This is a genomic window from Burkholderia sp. BCC1640 (assembly GCF_902833125.1).
Lineage (GTDB): Bacteria > Pseudomonadota > Gammaproteobacteria > Burkholderiales > Burkholderiaceae > Burkholderia > Burkholderia diffusa.
Genome location: NZ_CADFEF010000214.1, coordinates 1 through 221, shown reverse-complemented (window position 1 = coordinate 221; position 221 = coordinate 1). Strand labels below are relative to the sequence as shown.

Below are 221 nucleotides of genomic sequence, written 5' to 3'. Positions count from 1 at the left end.
GCGGCCTTCTTCGCAGCAACCTTCTTCACTGCGACTTTCTTGGCTGCAACCTTCTTCGCAGCGGCCTTCTTCGCCGGTGCTGCCTTCTTCGCGGCAACCTTCTTCACCGCGACCTTCTTCGCAGCAACCTTCTTCACCGCAGCGGCCTTCTTCGCCGGAGCAGCAGCCTTCTTCGCAACGGTCTTCTTGGCAGCGACCTTCTTAGCAGCCGGTTTTTTCTT

1 protein-coding gene is annotated in these 221 nt (G+C 58.4%); it reads right to left on the bottom strand.

The window, feature by feature from the left end:
- A partial coding sequence (locus HWX25_RS33260) for a hypothetical protein (protein WP_175912825.1) occupies positions 1-221 on the bottom strand: 221 nt, incomplete at both ends.